Below are 25,049 nucleotides of genomic sequence, written 5' to 3'. Positions count from 1 at the left end.
ATACGCGAGAGTGATCTTGTAGGTGCTCGGCATGGTGCGGAGGAGTCGGCCGTTGCGAGCCCAATGGCAGAGTTGCGCGGTGAGGCTGCTGAGGGAATACCCGGTGTTCAGTCCGGCAGTGCCTTCCTCAGTCCGGAGTCCAGGCTCTCGGCCAGCACAGCGTCGCTCGGCGGGTCCTCGCCGAACAGAGGTCCCAGCCGCGCGGTGAACGTCTGCGTGAAGGCGCCGTAGAGCGGGGTGCGGGGACGGGAGACGGCCTGCTGGAGGGCAGGGAGCAGGATCCGGCGGGCGTAGCCGGGGCGGCCCGCACCGTCGCGTGGCATACGGTCGGCGCTCTCGCCGGCGGGGGAGGGGGAAGCGGGCGCGCCGGTCATCGTGCACCGCACGTCGTCATCCACGTACGCCGACTTGCGCGTGGCCGCGAAGCCGGCGTCCAGCAGGCAGCGCTCGCTCTCCCGGCCGGTGAGGAAGGCGATCAGCTCGGCGGCCTTCTCCGCCCGCTGCGAAGCCCCGGTCACCGCGAGGTTCTGGCCGCCGAGCACCGCCCGGCCGGGCAGCGGGGCCACTCGGAGCTGGTCGTCGGTGAAGGACTGGTACAGGGTGCGGTAGGCGTACGGCCAGTGGCGCAGGAACGTGGTCCGGCCCTCGGCGAAGTCACCCAGGGAGGCCGCCTCGTCGGAGTCGTCGGCGTCCGGGAGGGTGTACGGCTCGTCGGTGCGGTGGCGCAGTTCCGCGATGCCCGCCGTCAACTCGTCGACGGTGGCGTCGTAGTGGCCGTCCTCGTCGGTGAGCGAGAAGTCCTCCACCGCGGACGCGAACGCCTCCACGGCATTGACCGTGCGGCCCTCGTAGGCGTCGAGCTGGGTGGTCCAGCCTCTCTCGTAGCCCTTGGGCTTGTGGTCGTTGAGAGTGTTGATCAGGGCCTCCAGCCGCCTCCACCCGATTCCGCCGCTCAGGTCGGTCTGCTGGATGGCCGCCTGACGCAGGTGGTCCGTCCGGTAGTAGAGCAGCCCGACGTCGCTGTTGAACGGCACCGCGTACACCTTGTCGTCCCACCGTGCCGTGTCGGCCACGGACGCGATGACATCACTGTCGATCATCGTCTCGGGCAGCGGCCGGATCAGGTCGGCGGCGGCGAACTCCGGTACCCAGGTCACATCGAGGTTGACCACGTCGTAGTCGGCGCTGCCGGACTGCAGCGCGCCGAGCAGCTGGCCGCGCTGTTCGTCGGCGCTTCCGGGGAGTTCGACCAGGCGGGCGTCGTAGCCGCTGCCGTCCTTCTCCTGCCGCGCGTTCCAGGCGTCGATGAGCTGCTGCCGGACGCCGTTCTTGCCGGTGACGTCCCGGCCGCTGGCGATGACGATGGTGCCGGGCTCGTCCGCGGAGGGCGCCGGCGCCGCGCCGTTCCCGCCGCCACCGCAGGCGGCCACCAGGAGCAGGGTCAGCAGTGTCGCGAACCGTCGGGCCATCAGTCCTCCCCCGTGCCGGTGCGCGCGACCTCGTCGTGCAGAGCGGAACCGAGGTCCTCGTCGGCGTCCACGCACCGGCCGCCGCTCGCCTCGGAGATCGCCGTGTCCGGCTTGTCCTCGTCGCAGCCGTCGCCCGTCAGCGACACCATCGTCACCGGCACCTGTGCCGAACGGGCCCGTGCCAGCACGGAGTTCAGGTCGCCGCCGGTCAGCCGGCCCGCGTCCTCGTCGTCGGTGATGTACACGATCAGCTGAGGGCGCTCGTCGCCGGCACCGCGCCGCTCCATCTCCTCGAGCGCGGCGAGCAGGGCCGCGCGGGGGTCGGCCTCGGCGTCGCGCACCCGGGCGTTCCGGTCGATGACCTGCTCGGCGTCCCTGCGGGCGTGGTGGCCGAAGGGCAGCAGGGTGGCGTACGGCGGTCGGTCGCCCGTGCCGGACACGGCCCATACGGCGTACTCGTCGTCGTCGCCGAGGCCGCCCAGCGACTGTTTGAGCAGACCGGGGCCGCCGCTGGGTCCTTGCCACAGATCGGCCATCGAACCCGAGGTGTCGAGCAGGAAGAGGACCCGGCCGGGCCCGTGGGCGCCGCGGTACCGCGTCAGTGCCCTTTCCATGGCGTCCCGCCCGGCGGGCTCGACGAGCCCGTCGGGCGCGGGCAGTACCCCGGGGGCGATGTCGCTCGTGTCCAGCAGTGACCGGCTGCCGCTGCCGCTGGTCTCGCGGAAGCCGGCCCGGGCGAACACCTCCCGCCCCGCCCTGTCGGCGAGCCAGGTGCGGAAGCCGTCGGCCGCACGGTCGCGCGCGGCGACGTCGCGCTCGGCGCCCTGCCAGCGGACCCGGACGAAGACGGGCTCCAGTCCGGGCACGTTGCCGGGGTACTGGGCCACCCGCGGTTCGCGCCGTGTGCTGTCGCAGCCGACGCCGCTCTTCATCAGGAACTCGGGGACGAGGGCGGCCGCGCGCTTGTCCACGGCCTCGTCGTCGGGCAGCGTGCACAGCAGCTCGGTCGCGGTGGGGGAGGGCGGCCCCGGCGCGATCCGTTGTTCCGCGCGGCCGGGGGCGAGGGCGCCGCTGCCGTACAGACCGATCGAGGCGAGCAGCCCCGTGTCCGTGAACTCGGGGTCGGGGCGGTGCACTTCGGCGTTCTCGTGCCGCTCGCGCAAGGCGTCGATCATCGGGATCAGCGCGGGGCCGACGCGCTCGCTGCGGGACCGGGCGGCGAGGTCCTGAGGCACGGCGAGTACGACGGGGGAGTAGGCGAGGGGCGCGTCCTCCGGGTCGAGGGTGGCGACGGCGTCCGTGTCCTGCCAGGCGGTGACCCGGGCGACGTCCGCGCGGGAGGCGGGAATCCATATGTCCGGTTGCGGGCCGACGTCGCGCTGCGGGTTGGTGCGCTCGTCGGGCGGCTCCTGCCAGGAGGCGGACTGCTTGCGCAGCGCGCGGACCACGTCGGCGGCACCCGCGCTGTAGACGGTCAGGCCGCTGCGGCGGCAGCCCTCGCCGGTGGTGTTCTCCTCCGACGTCAGGTACGCGTCGGCGGCCGCGCGGACGGTCGGCTCCAGGTCGGGATCGGTCAGGACGCGTAACTCCAGGGGAGGCGCGCAGGAGGAGTCGTCGCCGACGAGGACGACGACGCCGTACGAGCCGAGACCCAGGGTGGCGAGGACGAGCAGGACGGCCGGGGCCGTGGCCCGGCGGCGGGGGCGCTGCCCCGGGCGGACGAGGCCGAGCCGCCGGGTGCGCCGCAGCCGTGCGCCGACGGCTTCGACACAGGTGTGGAGGAGGGCGCTCGGAGCCGCCCAGGCATGCCCGATCGGTGTCCTGACGGCGCGCCGTGCCGCTGTGCGCGGCTGCTCCCCGCCGTCCGGTGCCACCGGCACCAGCGGTTCGGCCGTGTCCTTGGGGCCGCCGCCCGCCGGCCGGGCCGCGCGGGCCGCCAGCAGTACGTCCTCCGTCGGCTCCGTCCGGCTCTGCGGCTCCCAGGGCTCGCCGCGCACGGTCCGGTGACCGGCCGCCGCCATCCGTTCCCGCTGTCTGTCCGCGAGGTCCTGGAACCACGCCTCCTCGTCGGTGTCGAGGAGGCGTAAGAGCTCCTCGGTGAACGGGGTCGGCGTCCGCGGATCGCCCGCGTCGGTGCGGTGGTTGGCCTGGACGCTCATCAGCAGCAGCACGCGCCGCTTGTCGCGGAAGGTCTCCCACAGCCAGGCGGCGTTGCCGGCGAAGCAGCAGTCGAGGATCACCACGATGCGCCGGGCGGGACTGGTGGCGAGCACCGTCAGCACGGTGGTGAACATCTCCGCGCCGGGGAAGACGGCGTGCCCGCCCGCGACGACACTCGCGTTGCGCATCTGCAGGAACAGCTCGTCGCCCGCGCTGGGGATCGCGCCGTGCCCGGCGAAGTACAACAGCAGCAGCCCCTCGGCCTCGCCGGCGGCGGTGCGCAGGGCGCGGCTGAAGTCGTCCAGGGACGGCGACCGGGACACGGTGATCTCATGCTCCCCGAACACGCGCCCACGCTGCAGCACGTCGCGGAGCCGGTTCACGTTGTGCTTGACGGCGGGCAGGTCGCCGGGCACACCGTGCGGCGGCTCCGTGAGGTCGTACTCGGACACCCCGACCAGCAGCGCCCGGTTCACCAGCCCACGCGGGTCGAAACCGGTCACCGGACTACCTGTCGTCGGGGTCCACAGTGTCGACGCGAGCCTCCGGAGGCTCGCCGTCCTCCACCTCGCTGCGATTGGCCCGCCAAGCCTCCACGGCCCGCTTGACCTGGTCCAGCAGCTCCCTGAAGAGGATGGACGCGGCGCCCCCGGTCACCGCAACGATGATCTCCATGCCGACGCCCATCGGGGCCCCGGGCTCGTCCCCGCGGCTCCGTTCGTGGATCTGCAGCCGGCCCGCACGGACCTGTTCGTCGAGTGGTTTCTCCCGCTCCAGCCACTTGCGCAGGGCGCCGACATCGCTCTCGGTGGCGTCCCCCTCCAACCGCACCCGGATACCACGGCCCGTCACTTCGTCCCCCTCAGCCATAACTCACCATCATGGCACCGAGGTTGCGAACAGGGGAGGGTCTGGAAGCCGCCCTCGGCGCATTCGTACGTCCGCGCGCGGGCGCTCGCGCCGGCTTGTCCGCCAGTCAGGCCCGCAGGGGGTTGGCGCGTGCCGCCGCCAGCAGGTACCAGGCGGTGGCCCCCGCGTGCCGGTAGGGGTAGTAGCCGAACCCGAAACCGGTGTCGAGCGGGCTGCTCGCCGAGACCACTCCGGATTTCTCGGCCACCGCCCCGCCCCCGAGGGTCTGGCCGCGGCCGAGCAGGTCCTGGGCCCGCTCGATGGAGGCGATCAGCCGCCGGGCGCGTGCCTCGTCACCGGGGGCGTGCCTGTCCCGCAGGGCGAGCGCGAGGTGCGCCGTTCCTTCGAACCACACGCCGTTGCGGTCGGGCTTGGGCTGGAACTCGGCGATCGGGGCGTCCTCGTTCGCCAGGAGACCGGCGGAGCTGAAGGTGACCCCTTCGTACGACTGGCCCGCGGGCACGGTGCTGTTGCGTCGGTCGGCCGTGTCCAGGACCGCCAGCTCGGTCGCGGCCCAGTCCAGCGACCGGGAATGGGCGGGGGAGGCGAGGGCGAGGTGGGTCCAGGTCTGGGTGTCCTCGGGGATCGGCGACTTGTTGATCGTCACGCCGTCGTTGGTACCGGTGTAGAAGAAGCCCCCGTCCGGCTCCCACATGTTCCTGACGAAGGCTTCGGCACGCTCGCGCCGCTCCCGCCACACCCGGTCCCCGGTGAGCCGGGCGAGCCGTCCGAAGAGGCAGACCAGGTCGGTGTTGTGCTCGGTCGAGGTGGGCGGCAGTTTCTCGTCGGCCGCGTTGACCCCGAACTTGTAGCCGCCCAGGGGCTCTTCGGTACGGCCGACGCGCTCGATCCACTCCCCGATCCGTACGGCGCCGGTGAGGAAGCGGCGCTCCCCGGTGCGACGGGCGAGTGCGCTCAGCGCGATGCCGGCCCAGGCCATGTCCCCCACGGCAGTCCCGGTGAAGCCGAACTGGCTGCCGATGTTGGCCGTGCCGTCCGCTCGCACGAAGCCGTACGGCTGCGGCGAACCGTCGAAGAAGGTGTACGGCCCGACGTTGTAGGCCTGGCGCAGCCTGCCGTCGTCGTACACGGGGTCGTGGGCCTGGGCGTAGAGCAGCGCGTCACCGAGCGCCATGCCCCGGGACCGGCCGTCCTCGGTGCGGGAGGCGAGGCAGGCCAGGATCACGAGGGCGTTGTCGTAGGTGAAGGCCGTGCTGAACAGGCCGGCCTGGTCGGTGTAGCTCTGGGCCAGCCGTATGGTGCCGTGATCCGGATAGGCGTCCATGGCGGCGGCGAGGAAGGCGTACGCCCGGCGCGGCGCCGAGGCCGTGCCGGCGGACGGGCCTTCCACCGCCTGCGCCCCGCCGGAGCCGACCGCGACAAGGGCCGCGGCGCCGGCACCGAGTCCGGTCCCGATGAGCGCACGGCGGCTGAACGCCGGGCCTTGGCTGCCGGTCATGGGTCTCCTTGGAAGTCACGGGTCACGGGTCACGGGTCACGGTGCGAGGCGTGGACACATGACGAGGGTGAGAGCGCTCTCATGCATGCGCGCTCATTGTGCTGTGGGGTGGGGTCCGGGTCAACGTACGGGAAGTGAGCGTCAGTTGAGGAGTGAGGGGAGAGAGGGACCCCGGAGGAAGCTCGGGAGGGGTCCCGCAGGCGCGGCCGAACAATGCGAGCACCACACCCGTTCCGCGCCCGGGGGAGATCAGGATGAGTGACCCCACGCCCGCCGCTCCCGCCGTACCCGCCATGCCGGAGTACCCGCCTGCCGAGGCCAGAGTCCACGACCCGCCGGCCGTCGCCCTCGGCAACGCCTCTCTGCTCGGCGTCGGTTACCTGATGCTGCGGCGGCGCAGGCTCGCCGTCGCGGCCGTTGCCGTCACCGTCGTACTCGTCTCGAGGCTCGCCTCGACCGCCTCGTCGTCGTACGAGATCGCCGTGCTCGTGTGGTGGGCGGCCGTCGTCGCCCACGGCTGGTTCCTGGCGCGCAGAGGTGCCGTCCGGGGTGCCGTGCGTGGTCAGCGCCTGGTCGCGCTCGGCATCATCCTGGTGGTGCTGCTGACCGTGGGGCTCCTGCGATTCGAAGCCTCCAGGATCCAGCGGAGCGTCACCGAGGCCCGCGAAAGCGGCGACTGCGCACAGGTGGTGAGCGCCCAGGACAGGGTGTGGTTCGGGCACCGCATCGCCGACGCCCCGCTGACCGCCCGCGGTGACGACACCGTAGAGGCGTGCGACCGGCTGCGGACGGCCCGCGCCGAGCTGGCCACCGCGCTCGGCGGGGACACGCATGCCCTGGAAGCGGGCTTCGGCACACTCGCCTCGGTCCTCGCGGAACCCGGCAACGAGAAGACGGTCCAAGCGACCTTGAACGGATTCCTCGGCGGCCTGCCCGCCAAGGACCCCTGTGACACGGTCACCGTCACCGACTGGCTCCGTGACCGGAAGCGGAGCCACGACGTACTGGACGGGTCCGCCGCCACGGTCAGGCGGACCGCGCCCGCCGCGCTCGTCGGATGCGGTGACGACCTCATGGCGGACAGCAGCTGGGAGTCGGCCCGGACCCACTACGAGCGGCTGCTCGACCAGTACCCCGGCGGCGACCTCGCGGCCAAGGCGCGGAAGGGGGCCAGGAAGGCGACGCTCAGCATCGAGCTGGCCAACGTCCGAGACCTGCTCGCGGGCGGGACGGACACCCAGCCCGAGTACTGCTCCAAGCCGGCGAAGTACAGCGGCGCCAAGCCCATGGGCAAGGGCACCAACCGCGCCCTGTTCTACGGCGACAACGACGCGTACGGCGGCGACTACACCGGCAAGCTCCCCGGCTCCTGGAAGGCCGACGACCCGGCCAACGCCGTCCTGGTGGTCTGCATGGGGCTGGAGGACTTCGGAACCTCCGTCGAGACGTGCCCGTACCGGGACAGGGACTCCGGTGCCCTCACGTACGTCAGCTTCCACAAGATCGCGATCCCGGTGAAGGTCTACGAGCTGCGCACCGGCAAGCTCGTCGCCAACCGCAAGATCCAGATCAGCGGCTCGAGTTGCCCCGCGGTCATCTCGTACTTCACCTACGGCGACTCCGGCACCCCGCCCACGACCAGGTACGTCACGGAGTCCAAGTCCGACGTGCGGAACGCGTTCCGGTCGCTCGTGGTCCGGTGAGCTCGGCGCCCGGCGCGGCGCGTCATCGGCACGCCCGGCCGCCTCGCCCCTGGAACGGTTGTACGGCGGTCCCGCCGTGCCGAGCCGGGGGCGCGGGCTCGGCGACCTGCTGACCAGGCTCCTGACGGTCTCGCCGAGCGGTGGAGCGAGAACATCCCGTGAAGGCGCCGTACGAGGTTCCGCTCGGCCAGTAGGTTCGGCCGAGGTGATCCGGAGCAACGGCTGAGGGGAATCGGGTGCGCCAGGGTACGACGGTCGGTGAGCGCTACCGGCTGACGCAAGGCCCCTTCACGGGAGGAATGGGCGAGGTCTGGCTCGCCCGTGACCTGCTGCTGCCTCGGGAGGTGGTCCTCAAACGGCTGCACACGACCGACGCCGGCGTCTGCGGTTACGACCGGCTGAGCGCCGAGGGCCGCGCCCTGGCCCATCTCAGCCACACGCATGTGGTCACCCTGCATGACGTACTCACCCTTTCGGATGGCGGACGGGAACCGGTTGACGACGATCCGACCGGCCGACCGCGGCGGATGACGTCCTGGCTGGTCATGGAGTACGTCTCCGGAGGCAGCCTGGACGGCCGCCCGCCGCTGTCCCCGGAACGCGCCGCCCGGGTCGGCGCCCAGATCGCCGCCGCACTCGCCGCGCTGCACGCCAAGCGGATCGTGCACGGCGACGTCAAGCCGGGCAATGTCGTCGTCACGCCCGAAGGGCTCGCCAAACTGGCCGACTTCGGCGCCGCGTACCGGGTGGACAGCACGGAGACGATCACCCCCAACGGCGCCGTCAGCTACACGCCCGACTACGCGGCCCCCGAAATGGTGGCGGGCCGCCCGGAACCGGCGTCCGACATCTTCTCGCTGGGCTGCACCCTGTACGCGCTGGTCGCCGGCGACCCTCCGCGCCCCGAGGCCGCCGAAGACGCAGGCCCGTATCTCGCCGGTCTGATGGCCGGCCGGGGTGACATCGAACTCACCGCGGACACCGGGGTGTTGGCGGCCCTGCTGCCGGCGATGCTCGCCCGGAACCCGGCGCACCGCCCGACCGCGCCCGAGGCCCGCCGGCTCCTGGAAGAGATCGCGGGCCCCCAGGACCCCCTGCCACAGCTGGAGAAGGCGGACGAGCCCGGTGCCGGCAGTACGGGTGAGGCCGACGAGTCCAGGGTGGGCAGTACGGGTGAGCCGGACGCGCCGAAGCCGGCCGAGGCCGGACCCGAGCCGAGGGGCGGCCGGGAGGGTGGGGCCGGCCCGCTGAATGGTCGGGCCTCGGGCAGCCGGGCCCAGGAGGCGGGTTCACCGGGCTCTCCTGAGCTGCCTTCCGACGGGCACCGTCCTGCCGTGCCCGCCCCCTCCCGGGGCTTCCTGGTCGCCGCGGTGGCGGCCGTCCTCGCCCTGACCCTCGTCGTCCTGCTGGTCGTCGAGCTCATGTCGGGCGGCGGTCGGGAGAAGGGCAGGACAGTCGGGAAGGCCGGACCGGGGGCGTCCGGCTCCGCGGCGTCGCCGCCGGTGTCGGTGAAGTCGGCGTCCGTGTTCGGCGACCACCGCACCGCCGACCTCTGCGCCCTGGCCGACCCCGCGGTGCTGGGGCGCTTCGGTGAGGCGGAACTCGACCGGGACTACGGCAACTTCGACCGCTGTGACGTCATCGTGGAGACAGGCGACGAAGGCGCCGTGGACGTGAAGTTCTGGTACGACACCACCGGGCCCTCGGAGCCGGCGACGCCGCAGAGGACCGTGGGATCCGTGAGCGTGTGGGACGAGGCGGAGGACAGCGACGCCTGCGTCAAGGGCCTGCGGGCGGCCGGCGATCCCGACGTCACCGTCATGGTCGTCGCCGAGGTGGACGGCGACCGGACCGGCGCGCCACTGTGCGAGATCGCCGAGGCCGCCACCGGCCATGCCGCCGAGGTGCTCAACCGGGGTCGGCTTCCCCGGCGTTCACCGGACCTGCCGGCGGACTCGCTGATCCACCAGGACGCTTGCACCCTGCTCGGCGCGGACGCACTCGAGGCCGTCCCCGACATCGACGCCGAGGACCCCGACATCGGCTTCGGCAACTGGGACTGCGAGTGGCACAGCACCACCAGCGACCTGTACGTCGAGCTGCGCTTCGACCGCGACCAGCCGCCGACGGCGGCCGAGGGTGTCCTGACCCGGATCGACGGCCGCACGGCCGTGGCCGAGCCGGACGTGGAGGACGCGGACACCTGCCGTATCCGGGTCGTCCACCGCTCGTACGTCCAGGACGGTTCGGCCATGGTCGAAACCCTGAACCTCACGGTCGGCGGTGACCCGTCCGCCCGGCTGCTGCGCCGTCTGGCCACCCAGCTGGCTACGGCGGCCTCGGCCGGGGCCCGGGCCGAGTAGACACCGGAGTGACGGAGGATGGCCCATGACACCCGCACACCTGCCCGTGGGCGCCGCTCTCTCTCGACGGCGCACTCGTGGACGACGGTCCCGCCCCCTCCTCGGGGCCGTCGTCCTGGCCCAACCCCTCAACTCGTACCCTTGGCGACGCCGTTGAGCCCCGGCGGCGGGGCACGCCCCTTTGTACGGGCTCGTTTTGGGGAGGGGTCCCGGAGCGGGCGCGGATCCTGGGGAGTGCGCCGCACGCGCGCCGAGAATCCCACGAACCGAGGAGACCAGCGATGCCCCTCTCCGCCAGCCTTGCGCGCGGTGTCGCCCCCACCACGCCCGGCACCCTGCACGCCCGCACCGTCACCGGCGACCTCAGCGCCCCGCCCCGTCAGGGCCTGACGGTCCGCTTCGGCCGCGGCGAGAAGCCGGAGGTGGACCTGGGCGTCGGCGTGGACGACCTGCGGGTGAGCCGGCACCACGGGGAGCTGACGTTCCGCCAGGGGAATTGGTGGCTGCGCAACACAGGGCAGCAGCTCGTACGGCTGCCCCGCGGCCGGATGATGCACAAGACCACCGAGCCGATCCCGCTCGCCACCGGCTACACCCCGCTGTTCGTGAAGGGCTCGGGCTACCGGGAACACCTCGTCGAGCTGTACGTGACGGGCCACGACGACCAGGGCCCGGTGTCACGCCGGCGCGCCGAGACCGTACGGCCGGAGATCTGGGCACTCGACGACGACGAGCGACTGCTGCTGGTCGTGCTCGGCCAGCGGTACCTGCTGTACGAGGAGGACCCGCGACCCCTGACGTACGCCATGGCCGCCAAGCAGCTCGCGTACCTCCGCCCGGACGACAACTGGAACGAGCGCAAGGTCGAGTACCGGATCGAGGCCGTGCGCCGCCGTCTGGACCGCACCGGCTTCCGATACCAGCTGATGCACGACAAGTCGCAGGGCCGCCCCGCCGACAACGGCCTGTTGCACAACCTGCTCAAGGGGTTGGTGGAGTCCACGACGCTCGTACCACCGGACTTGGACCTGATGGAGGACGACACCGCCTGGCCGGACCCCGGGCCCTGAAACGGCGCCGCGGGCCCGGGCCACTGCGACGCCCTCTTCGGCGGACTGGGAGGATGGCGCGAACCGCACCAGGAGAGAGAGGGGGATGAGCATGGCCGTGCTCGTCTTGTCCGGTGTCCTCGCGCTCGTCGTCGCAGGGTGCCTGTGCGTCGTATGGGCGGCGCGGGGCGGCCCGCGCTGGGCTCGCGCGGTGGCCACTGCCACCCTCACGGCGGGCGAGCTGATGCGCCGGGCCGGGCGTACGGGCCGGAGCTCGGGCTCGGGCTCGGACGACTAGAACCTGTCCGGACTGGGTCAGCTTCCTCCGGTGCCCACCTGTGCGCGTAGTTCCGCGGCGGCGGGGGCGGCGAGGTCCGCGACCATGTCGCAGAGTTCGTTCACGGGCCGCTGCCCGCCGACGTGCAGGCGCAGCATCTCGGCGGCCGTCTCGGCGTTCTGGCCGCCGTACCTGCGGTACTCGACGAAGACCGTGCAGGTCTCGTCGCCGTTGCCCTCCGGTACCACGAAGGCGTCGTATCCGCTGAGCTTGATGAGCTCGCCATCGTCCGTGGACTTGGGCTGGTCGCGGAAGAAGCCCACCTCCGCCTCCAGATCGTCGATGTCACTCGACCACTCGCAGCTCCAGTTCGCGACGCCGACGTCCGGCGCGCCCACCTTGAGACCGGGAACGACCTTCAGCGCCTTGGTGTCGAGCAGCTCGCAGGCGCTCGCCCAGGCCAGCGAGGCGTCCGGGTAGGGCGGGGAACGCCGGGGCAGCGGCCCCTGGTTCAGGACGTCGGCCGCGCTCTCGGCGGCCACGTCGGCGACCGTGCACAGCGTCGCGCTGCCGCCGAGCACAGAGCCCTCACCCACGTTGACGCGGACCGTGACGACGGTGCCGTCGGGCGGCGTCAGCAGCAGACCGCACTCGTCGCTCTCCGGCGGCTCGTCGATGATGCCGACCTTCCCGATGGTTCGGGAGGGCTGCGACGACTCGGGTGGTGAGCCCGGGCGGAGTTGGATCGACACGTCGATCCGGGTCTTGTCGTCGGGGCGGACGAGCATGTCGCAGCGGTCGAAGTTCCCGTAGTCCAGGTCCACTTCGGCCTTGCCGAACTTGCCGAGAGCGTCAGGATCGGCCAACGCGCACAGGTTGGCGGTGTGCGGATCGCCGATCAGCGCCGACTGCTTGGCGTCCGTGCCTTCCGTGAGCCGGCTCCGGCCGGACTCCTGGGTGGCTCTCCCGTCGCCGTCGTCTCCCGGGAGGACGACGAGCCCCAGGGCCAGCAGGACGCCGGCGCCGAGCGCCGCGGCGAGCAGGGGCCGACGCCACCGCGGGCGCCCGGCAGACTTGCCCTCCGGGGCATCCGGATCGGGCCCGGCGATGGCCTCCAGGCGCCGCTTGACCTCGGCGGCGTCGGGGCGTTGGCGCGGATCGCGCTGGAGCATGGCGGTGAGCACGGGGGCCAGCGGTCCCACGGCGGCGGCGTCGATCTCGACGACGCCCTGCTCGGCCTTCCAGTACCGCAGGCGCTCGGTGTCCTCCGTGTCCCCTTTCTGCCGGTGCCCAGCGTCCTCATCGGTCCCGCCGCGCGGAGGCGAGCCGGTGACGAGCGCGTGGAGGGTGGTGGCCAGGCAGAACACGTCCGAGGCCGGCCGGGGGACGTTTCCCCGGGCCAGCTCGGGGGCGGCGTAGTCGGGGGTGAAGCTGAACGGGCCGTTGGCCGTGATGGTCTCGGTGCCGCCGACCCGGTAGGCGGCACCGAAGTCCAGCAGCTTCGCGGTACCGCGCCGGGAGAGGCCGATGTTGGCGGGCTTGACGTCGCAGTGGACGATGCCCGCCTCGTGCAAGGCGGCGAGCGCGTCGGCGAGTTGGGCGCCGATACGGGCCGCCTGGAGCGGAGACATCGGCGGCTGCCCGTCCAGGCCGCCGCCGGGCACGTACTCCGTGATGAACCAGTACGTGTCCGTCCCGTCCGAGTCGCCGTCCTGAGGGACGGTCACCACATCGAACAACGTGACGACATGGGGATGGTCGCGGAACTTGGCCATGGCACGCGGCTCGCCCAGCAGCCGCCGTACCGCGGTCTCGCGGTCGCCCTCGATCCGCTCAGGTTTCAGCGCGACGTCCTGGCCCACCACCGTGTCGTGGGCCAGCCACACGTTGCCGCTTCGCCCCGAGCCGATGACCTCCTTGAGGACATAGCGGCCGGCGAGTTCCTCTCCGGAACGCACAGTCTCCCCCTCACCCGGGTCCCGAACGCGCACGGCGGCGTGCCCGCGCGCGTGGAACGAACCTACTGCGTGTGGCGATCAATGCGCAGCCTCTCCCCTGAGCCTGCATCAGACGTCCTCATGCGTAGAGGTTGTGAGGTCGGTGAGGCACCTGTGCATCGCATGGCGACTTTGCCATCTCTTTACAACCGGTACCGCTGCTGCCTCGTCTCTCCGCTCGATCTGTAACGCAGCCCGCCGCGTCACCGGGTGGGCGGACCGACGAGAGAGAGCGTTTCATGCGTCGAACTGTCCTCAGTGCCACGGCACTCGCGTGTACCGCCGTGTTGGCGAGCGCGGTCCCCGCGTTCGCCGACGGGCCGAGCCCGGTACCAGCCTCCACGGCACCGACTCCGGTCCCGGCGGCCACGGAACCGAGCGAGGCCCCCGCCGAAGCTGCCCCGACCCCGGTGCCGAGCGGCGCACCGAGCGGGTCGCCGACGCCGGGCCAGGTCTCCGTCGTGCCCAGTGGCGCGCCGGACACCGGTGTGGCGCCGGTGCCGGCGAACTCCGGAGGGAACGAGGCCGGGCTGGTCGCCGGGGGTGCCGCCGCGGTGCTGGTCGGAGGCGGCGCGGCGGTCTTTCTCGTACGGCGCCGAAGGGCGACCGGGGCATGACACCGCTCTCCAGGCGGGCCTTCGTCACCGCCGGGGCGGCTTCACTGCTCGTGAGCTGCGGCGGCCACCGGACCGGCGACGACCGAGGCACGACCGCACATCCCGCGAGCACGCCAACGCCGCCCACCGCGGCCACGCCACGGCCTTCGCGGTCCTCCGCGAACACGGCGCGCACCCTTGGTCGTTCGGTCCCGGTCCGGTTGCGGATTCCGGCCATCGGGGTCGACACCCCGGTCATGCAGCTGGGGTTGGCCGCGGACGGCAGCGCGCAGGTGCCCCCGATCACGGCGCACGACCGCGCGGGCTGGTACCGGCACTCGCCGACGCCGGGTCAGACCGGCCCGTCGGTGATCCTCGGCCATGTCACGGTCGGCGCCTACGGGGACGGGGTCTTCCGTCACCTCGCGCGGTTGCGGCGGGGCGAGCGGATCGTGGCGCGCCTGGAGAACGGCACGACGGCGACGTTCGCCGTCGACGCCGTACGGACGGTCTCCAAGGCCGACTTCCCGGCGGACGCGGTCTACGGGAACGTGGGCCGTCCCGAGGTGCGGCTGATCACATGCGGTGGCCCCCGCACCGGTGACGACTACCGCGACAACGTGATCGTCTTCGCCAGCCTGAACTCGGCGAGCCCCTGACCAGCCGCCCGGAGCCCGGGCCGACGGAACGTACTCCGACGGCCCGGGCTCTTTCCCCTACGAGTGCCCCCTTACGACATCACGACCATGGAGAGCGTTGAAACGGTCCCGCGAGAAGGCAGCGTCCGAACTGTTCGCCGCCCTCTACCCGCGCCTCGCCGGCTGGTGCCGACGTCTCGTCGACGACGACGAGACGGCCCACGAGATCGCCTCGGAGGCGTTCACCCGGCTCTGGGCCCGCTGGACATCCGTCGCGGAGCCCCAGGGCTTCCTCTACGTCACCGCGGCCAATCTCGTCCGGGACCACTGGCGCAAGCTCGAACGCGAGCGCAGAGCCGTCCACCGGGCCACCGTCGAAGCCACCGTCCGCCCGCAAGCCGAACAGGCGGAACAGGCCGACCCCTCGGTCCGTCTGCTCGTGCAGTCCCTGCCGGAACGGCTGCGCGTCCCGATCCTGCTGCACTACTACGCTGACATGCCGATCCGGGAGGTGTCCGTGCTGACCGGGCGCAAGGAAGGAACCATCAAGGCCGACCTCCACGCGGCCCGCGAACTGCTCCGCGCCCACTTGAGGAGAAGCCTTGATCACACACTCTGACGAAGGCCCGGACTTCGAGCCCGACGACCCCCTCGCCGTCATCCTGCGTCCCCCCTCCGACCACCTCGGCCCGCCCCCCGGCCGCTACACGGCGATCCGGCGCGCCGCGGCGCGCCGCCGCCTGCTCCGTACGGCGGCCGGAGTCGGCGCGGCCTGCGCCGTCGCCGCCCTCGTCGCACTGCCCCTGCGCCTGGCGACACACGAGGCACCCGCGTCCCCGACGATCCCACTGGCCCCGCCCCCCATGAGCAGCCCGCCTCCCGTGAGCAGCCCGTCGGCCGACTCCGCCCCGCCGGTACCATCCGAGGCCTCCACTCCTCGCCCCGCCGAGACAGGGACCGGCAGCCCCAGCACCGCGCCCAGCCCGGCCCCTTCCACTCGCGCGCCCTCGGTGACACCGACACCGTCCGTCGAGCCGTCGGCGGTCCCCAACACGGGCGACGCCACACCCGAGAGCGGCAACCGGCCGTAGGACATGAGCCCGAGACCGCCTACCAGCGCAGCGGAAGGGCGGCGAGACAGTCGTTGAGCAGGCCGGAGATGATCCGGTGGTCCTTGAGCGAGGGGTGCCAGTCGCAGCCGAGGAGATCCAGGGCGGGATCGTCGTAGTACCAGTGGCGGACCCGGCTGTCGCCCCGTCGGTTGCGTTCCTGGACGATCCGCAGCGTGGCCTGGGCGAAGGCGGTGGTGCGGGAGACGCGGGTGGCGCTGACCACGATGAACGTCTTGGGCCCGTACCGGGCGCGCAGCTTGGTGAGGAAGCCTTGGTAGGCGGTCTCGTAGGCGGCGACGAGGGCCTCCTCCGTGGTCCAGCGCTCGCCCGGGTTCAGAGGGGTCGAGAAGTCGTTGATGCCCAGGCCGACCACGACGACCTGAGGTCGCCAGGTGTGCGGTGTCGGCCAGACGTCGCCGTCGACGTTCAGCAAGGCCCGGTCGTAGTAAGTGCGAAAGTCGGTGTCGGGGCTGCTGCCGTTGTAGTTGCGGACCATGCCGAGGCCGGAGAAGGCGTTGATCTGATAGTCGGCGTCCAGGCTCCGGGCGGTGAGGGCGCCGAAGGCGAGGTCGGCGTTGCTGTTCCGGTTGACTCCGCCGATGTTCGAACAGTCGCGCGTTCCGGAGGCATTGCCGTAGCCGGCGGTGAAGGAGTCACCGATGAACTCGATCTGCCGGCTCCGGGCCCGGGGTCTGGCCAGGATGGCGCCTCCGGGAGCGGCGACGAACCCGCCGAACCGGCCTGCGGCCCATGGGCTTTCCGTGCGTTTGACGAGCCGTACGGTGTGACCGGTGTCGCGGAGATCGTCGATCCAGAAGGTGTTCTGACCCGGGGTCACCAGGGTCGCGCGGGTTGTTCCGTCGATCTGCACGTCGTAGTCGTTGTCGGCGTCGTCGAGGACGATGCCGACACCCGTACCGCGGAAGCGCCCCTCGAAGTAGATGCCGGGCCAGGTGTACTGCACAGACCCATGGGCGGTCCTCTTGATGCGGCCCGGCGTGTGGAACCGGTCCCGCGCGCCGGATGCCTGTGAGGGGGAGGCGACTGCGGTGACGAGGCCCGCGGCGGCGGCCGTGACCAAAGTCCTTCGGGACCAATGACGAGGCGTCTGCATGTGGCCATCCTTTGCTGGTGGTGGACGGTCGAGCAGGAAGCGGAAGCGACTCCACCAGGGTTGGGAGCGCTCCCATATCGCGCACTGTTGAAAGGTGACTGCCGCGTCGGCCGTCGTCAACCCCGCGGGAAAGCCTTTTCGGTATCCGCGCGCCTCAGGTCGGGCGCTCCACCCGCTGATTGACGATGAGGTCAACGAAAAGTCAGACGATCGGGTGAAGTTGCCTGCCCAAGGGACTGTCAGCCTTCCTCCTGGGCACTCCCTCCATCCAGGGTGTGATCATGAAAACTCCGCGATCGAGCTGTCTGCACCGATCCCTCGCGCATTCGGCAGCAGCAGCCCTCATCAGCCTCGCAGCAGCTATGACCTCCGCCGCACCGGCCGTGGCCCAATCCGCTCCTTCATCTGGCGGCGAGAGGGCTGAATCCACATGCGAAATGAGTCGCCCGCAGATGCAGGGCCTCCAAAACGTCCTATGGGCTATCACGTTCGGACCCGAGGTCACCCAGGAGCGGCGGGGCCACTGCACTTCTCAGCATGGAGACCGAGGCCGGCACGAGGGCCAAGATCAGCGTGAAGGCCAAGACCGGCGTGTAGGCCAAGACCAGCGTGAGGGGCAGGGTCAGCCCGAAGACCAAGCCTGACGGTCGCGTGCCGGGCGGTGATGCCGGTGATCGAGTTGCTGGTCCGATTCGGCTCGGCGCTGACCTCTCCCCTCAGGGGTCCAAGGTCATCGGCACAGCCCGCACAAGCAGCGGCCGCCATCGCGGCCCAACCGGTCATCGGCCGGGCCTTCCACGTCGACCACCCGCCCGTACGTGAACGCGTGGCGACCGACGTGTCCGTGGAAGCCGCCCGCTGAGCACCGTATCCGCTCCGACCACCCCTTACCCGCCGCAGGCGTTCGCCGGCGGCGTTTGTCGTGTCTCGGCCCCGACATCGACCGAGAGTCCTGCGCGCAGACGGTCGCTCCCGTACCGCCTCTTGCGTGAACCCCTCGCAAGGCGTGCCAGCTTTATGCATTTTGTCTGCTTAGCATGCAGATTCCGCGCCCCGGGGAACGGTGTCGCCACCCAACCGCCCAGGGGCGCGGACTGCGCCTGTCGGCCCAGGGCTCGCTGTCGGCAAGCGCGGGGGCGACTCGCTCGTCGGCTCGTCCATCGATCCGCCCAACCGTGAGAGAGGACATCAGATGGCGCTGACGTGCCGTCACAGACCACCGTCCGAGCATGCCTTCTCCCCGCACGACGCAGTGTTGCGCCTCGCCGCTCCGCACATCGCCCGTCGCCGCTTCCTGACCGTCACCGCGGCGGCGGCCGCCCTCGCCTTCACCACGAACCTGCCGGCCCGTGGCGCGGCGGCCGCTCCGGTGCGCGGCGCGACGCGGATCCCCACCGACCCGTTCACCCTCGGTGTCGCCTCCGGAGACCCGCTGCCGGACTCGGTGGTGCTGTGGACGCGGCTCACTCCGGAGCCGTTCGAGACGGACGGCGGCCTGGGCGAGCAGCGTGTCCTCGTCCAGTGGGAGGTGGCCCTGGACGAGTGGTTCGCCGTCGTCGTGCAGCGGGGCACCGCCCTGGCCTATCCCGAGTACGCCCACAGCGTGCACGTCGACGTCAAGGGCCTTGACCCGGACAGCTCGTACTACTACCGGTTCCGGACCGGCCCCTGGATCAGCCCTACGGGACGCACCCGCACCGCACCCGCCGAGGGCACCGACACCACCAGCCTGAAGCTCGCCGCCGTCGCCTGCCAGGCCTACCAGGACGGCTACTACACCGTGCACCGCCACCTCGCGCAGGAGGATGTCGACGTGGTGTTCCACCTCGGCGACTACCTGTACGAGTACGCCGTGGACTCCGCGGGCGGAGCCCGCCAGTACGCCGCCGGCACCCTGCCCGACGTGTTCAACCGCGAGACGATGACCCTGGCGGACTACCGGCTGCGCTACGCGCTCTACAAGAGCGACCCGGACCTGCGCGCCGTCCATGCCGCCCACCCGTTCGTCGTCGCCTGGGACGACCACGAGACCGAGAACAACTACGCGGACGACAACAGCGAGAGCGGCCAACCGCCCGAGCAGTTCCTGCTGCGGCGCGCGGCCGCCTACCGCGCGTACTGGGAGAACCAGCCGCTGCGCGCCGCGCAGCGGCCCCAGGGCCCCGACGCGCGCCTGTACCGCCGGCTTCGCTGGGGCACGCTCGCCCAGTTCGACATCCTCGACACCCGCCAGTACCGCTCCGACCAGGCCTACGGCGACAGGCCGCACGTTCCGGGGCCGGAGTCCGACGATCCGGCGCGCACGATGACGGGGGCCGAGCAGGAACGCTGGCTGATCGACGGTTGGCGGGCCTCCAGCGCGTTGTGGAAGGTGATGCCCCAGCAGGTGTGCTTCTCGCAGCGCAAGTTCGACCTGAACGCGGAGGCGAAGGTCTCCATGGACGCCTGGGACGGCTACCGTGCCTCCCGCAACCGGATCATCGCGGGAGCCAAGGCGGCCGGTATCGACAACTGGATGGTCCTCACCGGTGACGTCCACGTCGGGTACGCCTTCGAGCTCAAGGACGACTTCGACGACCGGCAGTCCAGGACCCTGGGCACGGAGTTCACCTGCACCTCCGTCGCCAGCGGCGGGGACGGCGTCGAGAAGCCCGCCAACTGGGACGTCTACATGCAGGCCAACCCCCACCTGAAGTTCTACAACGGCAAACGCGGTTACCTCCGCGTCGAACTCGGCCGGGAGACGGCCCGCGCCGACTTCAGGACCGTCTCCGCCGTCACCACGCCCGGTGCTCCCCTCACCACCGCCGCCTCCTTCGTCACCGAGGCGGGCTCCCCGGGTCTGAACCTCGCCTGAGACGCCGCGTCGGCTCCCCGGCCGCGAGGCCCGTCGCCGTACTGCACATGGCACCCCCGGCGTCCCCCAAAGCGCGAAAGACCATGGCCTTTGACATCGTTCAGGGCCTTTCCGGCAAGGCCGCCTATGGCTTCGCCACAGTCTCACCCGTACTCAGTAGGAGGTACACCGCATGGTCGGCAGACATGCCGCGGGCACGCGCCACGCCGCTCTGGCCGCACTCGGCACCCTCGTCCTCGCCGGGATCCCCGCGGTCGCGGCGGCCGAGCCGCCACCCGCGCCGGGGCCCCCGCCCACCGCGGCCCAGACGCTCGGCGCCGACAAACCGTCGGCTCAGGTGCTGCGGGCGATGGAACGCGACCTGAGGCTGACGCCGTCGCAGGCGGTCACCCGGTTGGTCAACGAGGCCGAGGCGGGCACCCGCGCGGGCCGCCTCCGCAACGCCCTGGGCGGGCACTTCGCCGGAGCCTGGGTGCGCGGGGCTACCTCCGCGGAGCTCACCGTGGCGACCACCGACGCCGCGGACGTGCCCGCCATCCGGGCCCAGGGCGCGAAGGCCGCGGTCGTCAAGACGCCGTTGAGGACCCTTCAGGCCGTCAAGGAGAAGCTGGACCTCGCCGCCGTACGCGTCAGGACCCGCGAGACGCCGGTCTGGTACGTCGACGTGCCGACGAACCGGGTCGTCGTCCAGGCGACGAAGAAGTCGGCCGCCACCGCCTTCATCAAGGACGCCGGCGTCCAGGGCCGGGGCGTGGCCGTCCGGGTGTCGGCGGACCGGCCCCGGCTGCTGACGGACATCGTCGGCGGTGACGCCTACTACATCAATGGCACCGCCCGCTGCTCCGTCGGCTTCTCCGTCACCAAGGACCAGCAGCAGGGCTTCGCCACCGCGGGCCACTGCGGCAGGGCCGGAGCGCGGACCACGGGCTTCAACATGGCCGAGCAGGGCACGTTCCAGGCGTCAACGTTCCCCGGCAAGGACATGGCCTGGGTGGGCGTCAACAGCAACTGGACCGCCACGGCCGACGTCAAGGGCGAGGGCGGTCAGAGGACGCAGGTCGCCGGCTCGGCCCAGGCGCTCGTCGGGGCGTCGGTCTGCCGCTCCGGCTCCACCACCGGATGGCGCTGCGGCGTCATCGAACAGCACGACACGAGTGTCAGCTACCCGCAGGGCACCGTCGACGGTCTGACCCAGACCACGGTGTGCGCCGAACCGGGCGACTCCGGCGGCCCGTACGTCGCCGGTGCCCAGGCCCAGGGCGTCACCTCCGGCGGATCGGGCGACTGCACCAGCGGCGGGACGACGTTCTACCAGCCGGTCAACCCGATTCTCAGCGACTTCGGACTCATCCTGAAGACCGCGTCCACCCAGACCGACACGCCCGCTCCGCAGGACAACGGGACGGCGGGCGCCTGGGCCGCCGGCCGGGTCTACGAGGTCGGGGCCACGGTGACCCACGAGGGTGTGCGCTACCAGTGCCTGCAGACCCACCAGGCACAGGGCGCGTGGTCGCCGAACGGCACTCCGGCGCTGTGGCAGCGGATGTAGGAGACGTACGGCTCTTGCGGTGCGGGGGCGACGCTCCCGCACTGTCCGCTCCCGATCCCCTGTTACTCCTCCGCGAGGAGCGCGTAAGCGGTGGCGACGAACGGATCACCGGCGCGGAAGCGGCGGGTGCACAGCGCCGCCAGGGCCGTGCCGGTGTCGGGCCGGAAGCCCAGGAACGCCTGCTGGCCGAGGGTGGCCCCGCCGTGGAAGTACATCGGCCCGGCGCCGGTGGGGTGCCGGAACCACGCCACGGTGTGCATGTGACGGTGCCCCAGACCACGTCGGAGCACCGGCGTGCGCACCGACCGCAGCGCACCGGCCAGGGGCGAGCCGGCCAGGGGTGAGCCGGACGGGTCGAGGTGGGCTTCGAGGAAGGTGAGCAGGTCCTGCGGGGTGGCCCGGACGGCACCCGCCGCCTGGAAGCCGCCGGCGTCGAAGGCGGGGACGGGCGTGCGGCCGTCCTTGCCGTGCCCCGCGGCGTCGGTGTCCGGGCCCCGGGCCCGCAGGGCGGTGTCGCTCAGGGCGAGCGGACGCAGGACGTGCTCGGTGAGCAGGTCCTCCCACGCCGTGCCGGTCGCCGCCGCGACGGCGTGACCGAGTACGGCGACCCCGAAGTTGGAGTACCGCCACCGGGTGCCGGGCCGGTGCCTCGGGTGATGCCGCAGGAAGGCGTCGATCACCTGCGCGGCGGGGAAGCGGCCGTAGGGGTTGGTGCGCCAGGCGGGCAGGCCGCGGACGAGGAAGCCGGGCGGCAGAGTGGGCAGTCCGGACGTGTGGGTGATGAGGTGCGCGAGCGTCACCGGCGTCGCGTCGGTCCTGCGGGCCGGGTCCAGGCAGGCGGTGGCCGGCTCGCCCCCGGACAGCAGGCCGCGCCGGATCAGCAGGGCCAGCAGCAGTCCGGTGAACGTCTTCGAGGCCGAACCGAGTTCGTAGCGCAGGTCCTGGCGGGGGATCGGCGAGGGCGGGGCGGTGCCGCCACAGTGGATCGTGCGGCGGCCGTGCCGGGAGACGGCGAAGACGACGTCGGGTGCGTCGGCGGCGTCCACGGCCGCCTCCAGCCGCCGGCGCAGTTCCTCGCTGTAAGGGCCGCCGGCCGTACGGGCGCCGTCGGCGTCGAGGGAGTCGAGGGGGTCGACCGTCCGGAAGTCCTCCCCGTCCTGTGGCTCGCCCGGCCAGTGCGCGGTCCGGCCGGTCATGAGGAAGCGTGCGCCAGCCCGGTCAGGGCGCGAGAGGTGGCCAGTACGGAAGCGAAGGCGGCGACCAGCGTCGGGTGGTAGACGATGTCGAACACCTCGTCGGGCTCGCCCTCGGGCATGGCCCGCACGGCCGGCATGGCACCGTCGGGCTGCTGCGCGGCGGCGAAGCCCTCCCAGGCCCGCTCGTCGAGGGTGGGGCGGGGCAGACAGGCGTCGACGACGAGGAGTTCGCCGAGCAGGTCCCAGCGCTTGAGGTCCAGCCAGTCGTCGAGCCAGACCGGCAGCCACGTGGCGAGGTAGTCGGCGATGTCCGGCGGCAGGCCGGCGGGGCGCTCTCCCCAGTCGGTGAGGTGGAACACCGTGTGGGTGAGGTCGTAGGCGATGTGCCCGGAGACCGTCCAGGGCTCGGGCGTGCGGGCCAGCCAGGTCGCGCCGACGAGGTCCGCCTCGGGCGGGCGGGGCGTGAGGCCGAAGCGGCGCTGGAACGCGGACAGGCCGAGGCGTCGGTTCGGGTACAGCTCGAGGGATGTCCAACTGGTCAGCCGGTGGCAGAGGGCGGCGGAACGCTCCACCTCGGGCTCGCTGTACCCGAGTTCCTTGTAGGGGAGGTACACCTCGAACGGGATGGGCGAGAGCGGCTCGATGCGCTGGCCGCGTACCAGCATGCGGCCACCGTCCAGTGTGTGCCGCCAGGTGTGGTCCAGCAGCCGACGCGCCAGTTCGGCCTGTCGCGATCCGGCCACTCCCTCGCGGAACAGGACCCTGCAGATCAGCGCCAGTTCGCCGACCGGTTTGAAACGCTCCAGGAAACCCACGTCCGGATCGATATCGGGCTGCAGGCGGAATCCGTCGCGATGGGCCCACAGCCATTCCAGGGCGCGGACGCCGACGGTGTGCATCAGACGGGTGTCGGTCATCCGGGCACTCCTTGTTCCCCGTACCGGCTCTGCACGGCGCCGGCGGAGTCTTCGTCGCCGGTGAGGCGCTTGGCGGTCAGTGCCGCCGCGAAGGCGGCCATCAGGGTGGAGTGATAGCAGTGGACGAAGTCCGGCTCGGGGACCGCGCCCACGTCTTCCGCGGGGAGCGCGCCCCACTCGTACTGCGCCCGCGCGATCCGGGTCCAGGCGTCCTGAAGCATCCCGGAGTCGGGCGGGACCGGGATGCTTGCGGCCACGACCAGCAGTTCGCAGCCCAGGTCCCACATCCCGGCGTCCAGGCAGGTGTCGAGCCACGGCGGCAGCCAGTCGGCCAGGTAGGCGGCCAGGTCCGCGGGGACGCGCTCGGCGGTGCGGCCCCAGTCGGTGAGGTGGAAGACGACGTGGGTGAGCGCGTACCCGGAGGAGCGCTCGAACGTCCACGGTTCCGGCCGGCCGCCCAGCCAGGTGCGCCGCAGCGCCTGCGCGGACCGCTCCGGCCGGTATATCCCGCTGCGCCGCTCGGCGCGCAGTACGCCGAGCCGGCGGGTCGGTTCCTGCTCGGTGAGCCGCCAGCCGCGGGTGCGGGCCACCGTGGCGGCGGCGGCCTCGTACCCGTCATGCCGCAGCCCGGCAGCGGCGAAGACGGAGTACACCTCCAGCGGGTACGTCGCGAAGGGCTCCAGCCTCTGGAGGCGCAGGAACAGCTCGCCCCGGCCGGTCTGCTGCCAGGCGAACCTCAACAGGTCGGACACGCACGCGTGCAGCGGGTCCGACGGCGCGGTGTGCAGACGTATGCTCGCGCAGGTCTGGGCCAGTTCCCCGAGCGGTTTCCACGTGAGGTCGACCTGGCCGTCGACGGTGAGCGCTTCCTCCCCCAGCGCGAAGTCGCCGCGGTGCGCCGACAACCAGGCGAGCGCGGCGACCTCCACCTCGCGGATCTTCCGGACGTCCACGGCGGTCATACGACCGCTCCGGCCCACCGCATCGCCCGCGCCGCCTCCACCTGGAGGGCGACGCGCGGGTCGCTGTCGCCCATCAGCTCCACGAAGTCCAGCCCGGTCTCCAGACCCAGTTCCTCCGGCACGCCGTCCAGCAGGGTCAGCCAGCGTCCGGCCCCGGCGGCCTGCTGCCAGTCCCTGCGGCGCACCGCCCGTACGAAGCCCCGGGCGACATCGACCGGGCGGCGCCGGGCCGCGCGGGCCACCGCGCAGTCCTCACCGGGCACCGCGAGAGGAGCCAGGACGGCGAGCTGATGCGTCAGGAACTGCCAGGTCGCCCCGTCGAGCCAGCCGGCGTCGGGTTCCGCGCCCTCGTCACCTGCGGGTGAGCCGGTCAGGGGCGCATCGAGGCGCCGCAGCGTGCGGCTCATGGCCCAGTGGCTCCACACGACGGTGGGGGCCGCGTCGGCACGGGGCGGGAAGGTCTCCACGGTCTGCCGGAACACGGTGAGCGCCTCCGGAGCGGGCGCGGTGTGGGAGAGGATGTGCGGCAGCAGCAGGTCTGCTCCCATCACGCGTACGGCCGCGAGGCCGAGGCCTCCCGCGAGGCCGTCCACGCCGCCGGTGCCGGACACCCGGACGTGGTCTCCGCCGCGGAGGGCGGAGACCACGTCGGACGCGAGGTCCTGCACAGCGCCCCGCAAGAGGGCCGAAGTGCCTGACTGCTCCATTCAGCTGCTCCCGTC

General features: G+C 72.1%; 21 protein-coding genes. 11 read left to right on the top strand and 10 right to left on the bottom strand.

Annotated features, from left to right (window positions below):
• Nucleotides 1-107 precede the first annotated feature (107 nt).
• The 4 genes from Q4V64_RS01740 to Q4V64_RS01725 all read right to left on the bottom strand — a co-directional run bounded on the left by Q4V64_RS01740 (nt 108) and on the right by Q4V64_RS01725 (nt 5,997).
• Nucleotides 108-1,469 carry an extracellular solute-binding protein gene (locus Q4V64_RS01740; RefSeq protein WP_124445335.1) on the bottom strand — a complete coding sequence of 454 codons (1,362 nt, stop codon included), beginning with the start codon at nt 1,467-1,469 and terminating at the stop codon, nt 108-110.
• Nucleotides 1,469-4,132, bottom strand: coding sequence for a caspase family protein (locus tag Q4V64_RS01735; protein ID WP_124445336.1), 2,664 nt, complete (start codon nt 4,130-4,132; stop codon nt 1,469-1,471). Before Q4V64_RS01735 ends, Q4V64_RS01740 begins: the two co-directional genes overlap by 1 nt.
• 4 nt (nt 4,133-4,136) lie before the next feature.
• Nucleotides 4,137-4,499, bottom strand: a complete 363-nt coding sequence (locus tag Q4V64_RS01730; protein ID WP_124445337.1) for a hypothetical protein — start codon at nt 4,497-4,499, stop codon at nt 4,137-4,139.
• A gap of 106 nt (nt 4,500-4,605) precedes the next feature.
• Nucleotides 4,606-5,997 carry a Tat pathway signal sequence domain protein gene (locus tag Q4V64_RS01725; RefSeq protein WP_124445338.1) on the bottom strand — a complete coding sequence of 464 codons (1,392 nt, stop codon included), beginning with the start codon at nt 5,995-5,997 and terminating at the stop codon, nt 4,606-4,608.
• Between the two features lie 254 nt (nt 5,998-6,251).
• On the opposite strand from Q4V64_RS01725, the gene Q4V64_RS01720 reads away from it, so the two are divergent.
• From Q4V64_RS01720 to Q4V64_RS01705, 4 genes are all read left to right on the top strand, one after another.
• A complete protein-coding gene (locus Q4V64_RS01720; protein WP_124445339.1) occupies nt 6,252-7,700 on the top strand; it encodes a hypothetical protein in 1,449 nt (482 codons plus the stop codon).
• Between the two features lie 236 nt (nt 7,701-7,936).
• Nucleotides 7,937-10,063 (top strand): serine/threonine-protein kinase, encoded by a 2,127-nt coding sequence (locus Q4V64_RS01715; RefSeq protein ID WP_124445340.1) that lies wholly within the window; start codon nt 7,937-7,939, stop codon nt 10,061-10,063.
• Between the two features lie 281 nt (nt 10,064-10,344).
• A complete protein-coding gene (locus Q4V64_RS01710) occupies nt 10,345-11,133 on the top strand; it encodes an FHA domain-containing protein (RefSeq protein ID WP_124445341.1) in 789 nt (262 codons plus the stop codon).
• 91 nt (nt 11,134-11,224) lie between these two features.
• Complete coding sequence (locus Q4V64_RS01705) at nt 11,225-11,410, top strand: hypothetical protein (protein ID WP_124445342.1); 186 nt, start codon at nt 11,225-11,227, stop codon at nt 11,408-11,410.
• Nucleotides 11,411-11,427: 17 nt separating this feature from the next.
• On the opposite strand, the gene Q4V64_RS01700 is transcribed toward Q4V64_RS01705, so the two are convergent.
• A complete protein-coding gene (locus Q4V64_RS01700) occupies nt 11,428-13,347 on the bottom strand; it encodes a serine/threonine-protein kinase (RefSeq protein WP_124445343.1) in 1,920 nt (639 codons plus the stop codon).
• A 278-nt stretch (nt 13,348-13,625) separates the two neighbouring features.
• On the opposite strand from Q4V64_RS01700, the gene Q4V64_RS01695 reads away from it, so the two are divergent.
• The 4 genes from Q4V64_RS01695 to Q4V64_RS01680 all read left to right on the top strand — a co-directional run bounded on the left by Q4V64_RS01695 (nt 13,626) and on the right by Q4V64_RS01680 (nt 15,711).
• Nucleotides 13,626-14,003: a Tat pathway signal sequence domain protein gene (locus tag Q4V64_RS01695; protein WP_124445344.1), complete on the top strand. Its 378-nt coding sequence runs from the start codon at nt 13,626-13,628 to the stop codon at nt 14,001-14,003.
• Entirely contained in the window at nt 14,000-14,641 is a 642-nt protein-coding gene (locus Q4V64_RS01690) for a class F sortase (protein ID WP_124445345.1), read from the top strand. Before Q4V64_RS01695 ends, Q4V64_RS01690 begins: the two co-directional genes overlap by 4 nt.
• Before the next feature lie 97 nt (nt 14,642-14,738).
• A complete protein-coding gene (locus Q4V64_RS01685) occupies nt 14,739-15,239 on the top strand; it encodes an RNA polymerase sigma factor (RefSeq protein WP_124445346.1) in 501 nt (166 codons plus the stop codon).
• On the top strand, nt 15,223-15,711 hold the full coding sequence (locus tag Q4V64_RS01680) for a hypothetical protein (RefSeq protein WP_303708771.1): 489 nt from the start codon (nt 15,223-15,225) through the stop codon (nt 15,709-15,711). Before Q4V64_RS01685 ends, Q4V64_RS01680 begins: the two co-directional genes overlap by 17 nt.
• A 19-nt stretch (nt 15,712-15,730) precedes the next feature.
• On the opposite strand, the gene Q4V64_RS01675 is transcribed toward Q4V64_RS01680, so the two are convergent.
• The gene (locus Q4V64_RS01675) at nt 15,731-16,846 is read right to left on the bottom strand and encodes an SGNH/GDSL hydrolase family protein (protein WP_172629588.1); all 1,116 of its coding nucleotides are present in this window, start codon (nt 16,844-16,846) and stop codon (nt 15,731-15,733) included.
• Nucleotides 16,847-17,516: 670 nt separating this feature from the next.
• On the opposite strand from Q4V64_RS01675, the gene Q4V64_RS01670 reads away from it, so the two are divergent.
• The 3 genes from Q4V64_RS01670 to Q4V64_RS01660 all read left to right on the top strand — a co-directional run bounded on the left by Q4V64_RS01670 (nt 17,517) and on the right by Q4V64_RS01660 (nt 21,252).
• On the top strand, nt 17,517-17,708 hold the full coding sequence (locus Q4V64_RS01670) for a hypothetical protein (RefSeq protein ID WP_124445347.1): 192 nt from the start codon (nt 17,517-17,519) through the stop codon (nt 17,706-17,708).
• A 330-nt stretch (nt 17,709-18,038) separates the two neighbouring features.
• Nucleotides 18,039-19,703: an alkaline phosphatase D family protein gene (locus Q4V64_RS01665; RefSeq protein ID WP_124445348.1), complete on the top strand. Its 1,665-nt coding sequence runs from the start codon at nt 18,039-18,041 to the stop codon at nt 19,701-19,703.
• A 172-nt stretch (nt 19,704-19,875) separates the two neighbouring features.
• Nucleotides 19,876-21,252, top strand: a complete 1,377-nt coding sequence (locus Q4V64_RS01660) for an alpha-lytic protease prodomain-containing protein (protein WP_124445349.1) — start codon at nt 19,876-19,878, stop codon at nt 21,250-21,252.
• Nucleotides 21,253-21,314: 62 nt separating this feature from the next.
• Here Q4V64_RS01660 and Q4V64_RS01655 read toward each other — a convergent pair whose 3' ends face one another.
• Genes Q4V64_RS01655 through Q4V64_RS01640 form a run of 4 tightly spaced genes read right to left on the bottom strand, consistent with a single transcriptional unit; the run spans nt 21,315 to nt 25,034 of the window.
• Nucleotides 21,315-22,448: a serine hydrolase domain-containing protein gene (locus Q4V64_RS01655; protein ID WP_303708769.1), complete on the bottom strand. Its 1,134-nt coding sequence runs from the start codon at nt 22,446-22,448 to the stop codon at nt 21,315-21,317.
• On the bottom strand, nt 22,445-23,365 hold the full coding sequence (locus Q4V64_RS01650) for a hypothetical protein (protein ID WP_124445351.1): 921 nt from the start codon (nt 23,363-23,365) through the stop codon (nt 22,445-22,447). Before Q4V64_RS01650 ends, Q4V64_RS01655 begins: the two co-directional genes overlap by 4 nt.
• The gene (locus Q4V64_RS01645; RefSeq protein WP_124445352.1) at nt 23,362-24,327 is read right to left on the bottom strand and encodes a hypothetical protein; all 966 of its coding nucleotides are present in this window, start codon (nt 24,325-24,327) and stop codon (nt 23,362-23,364) included. The genes Q4V64_RS01650 and Q4V64_RS01645 overlap by 4 nt, the downstream gene beginning before the upstream one ends.
• Nucleotides 24,324-25,034 (bottom strand): hypothetical protein, encoded by a 711-nt coding sequence (locus Q4V64_RS01640; RefSeq protein WP_124445353.1) that lies wholly within the window; start codon nt 25,032-25,034, stop codon nt 24,324-24,326. Before Q4V64_RS01640 ends, Q4V64_RS01645 begins: the two co-directional genes overlap by 4 nt.
• Nucleotides 25,035-25,049: the final 15 nt, after the last annotated feature.

The organism is Streptomyces sp. NL15-2K, assembly GCF_030551255.1.
Lineage (GTDB): Bacteria > Actinomycetota > Actinomycetes > Streptomycetales > Streptomycetaceae > Streptomyces.
This window is presented reverse-complemented; position numbering and strand designations above follow the sequence as displayed.